General features: G+C 78.2%; 1 pseudogene. It reads right to left on the reverse strand.

What is annotated here, in order from left to right:
* Positions 1–1,756: pseudogene (locus tag G3I53_RS22885) on the reverse strand (family 2 glycosyl transferase); the annotation flags it as partial.

Genomic DNA, 1,756 nt, shown 5'->3' on the forward strand with positions numbered 1-1,756 from the left:
GACGCGGCCCTCGGGGCCGTCCGGGATCTCGGTGTGGATCTCGACGGGTCCGGCGGCGACCGGCCGCGCCTCGCCGCCGGTGCCGTCGGCGGGCACGATGCTCGCGCGGGCGACCTCGCGGTCGACCCGCCACAGCGCGCCGCCCGCCTGCTGGCTGAGCCGGCTCAGTCCGGGGGTGGCGTCCAGGACGCGGGCGACCTCGCGGGGCGCGCCGCGGTGGACCATGACGTAACGGACGGCGAAACCGCCGAGCTGGTCGGCCTGGTCCGCGCCGGATCCGGCGACGAGGTTGGCGACGACCTTGTCGAGGGTGCCGTTGCCGCCGTCGACGGCGGCGGTCTCGGCGTCCCCCATGCGGGCGCCGGAGCCGCGGACCAGCATGTAGCGGACCTGGGCCGCGGAGTCGCTGTCCAGGACGAGGGTGCGGGCCTGGTCGCGGGTGCCGCTCTCCTCGGCGACGAACGCCGGGACCTGGACGGGGTCGCGCCGCTGAAGCGGTCCGTCGGCGCCGCGGATCATCCAGCCGGCGGCGAGGAGCACGGGGCCGACCGCGCAGGCGAGGGCGATCAGGGCGGCGACCGGCTGGCGCCAGCCGAAGCTCTGCTCGGCGACCCGCGCGCGGGCCCCGTCGGCGCCAAGCGTGGCGGCGGCCAGCAGGGCGAGGCCGTAGACCAGGGTGGCGGGGCCGGCCCAGGCCGAGTCGTTGGACAGCACCGCGAAGACGAGGCCCGCCAGGGCCGCCGCCCAGGCCGTCCGGATGCCCAGGTGGCGCTCGGAGCGCAGCAGGGCGGCAAGGGCGGCGAGCACGACGCCGATCAGCATCAGGCCGCTGACGGTGCCGGGGCCGCCCGGGTTCGCGCCCAGCAGGTCGAGGGCGGACGCGGTGGACGGTTCGTACGCGAGGCCCGCCTCCCGGAAGAACCCGAAGGGCAGCAGGGACAGCGACCAGGGGGCGAGGACCAGCAGGGGCGCGCCCAGCTGCGCCAGGAAACGGGGCCCGTAGGCGGCGAGGTCGCGGCGGCGCAGGGCGAGGACGCCGAGGCCGAGGACCAGGGCGACGGGCCACACGATCGGGGTGAAGGCGGTGGCGAGCGTCAGCAGCAGGGCGTACGCCCAGGTGGCACGCCAGCTGCCGCGGGTGTCCTCGGGGGCGGTGAGGCCGGCGGCGGCGACGCCCGCGCGGGCGATCAGCGGCAGCAGGACGGCGAGGACGGCGGTGCCGATGCGGCCGCCGGCCAGCGCGCCGGTGGCGGCGGGCAGGAAGGCGTAGGCGACGGCCGCCCAGGCGCGCAGCAGCCGGGACTCGACCAGCGGGCGGGAGGCGAAGTACGCGGTGAAGCCGGCCAGCGGGACCGAGCCGACGAGCAGGAGGGTGACGGTGAGGCCGGTCGAGCCGAGCAGCAGGGTCGCGAGGGCGGCCAGCACGGCGAGGTAGGGCGGCGCGGAGCCGGTGCCGCCGGTGCCCACGGCGTGCCAGGCGTCGGTGTAGCGGGCCCACAGGTCGCCGGCGCCGGCGGGGGCCGGGAGCAGGGCGCCGCCGGCCAGGGCGCCGCCGCCGAGGAGCTGGCGGCAGGCGGTGAGGGAGACGAGCAGCAGCACCAGGAACAGCACCGGGCCGGGTTTGCGGGCGATGCGCTTGAGCCGGGCGAACTGCTCGACCTCCAGGAAGTCGGCGTCGTCGCCGCCCGGCCCGGACTCGACGGCGCCGCCGTGCCGTCCGGCGCCCGAGGTGGCCTCGGGGTCGGAGCGGCCGACG

Origin of the sequence: Streptomyces sp. SID14436 (genome assembly GCF_010548465.1) — a bacterium.
GTDB lineage: Bacteria > Actinomycetota > Actinomycetes > Streptomycetales > Streptomycetaceae > Streptomyces.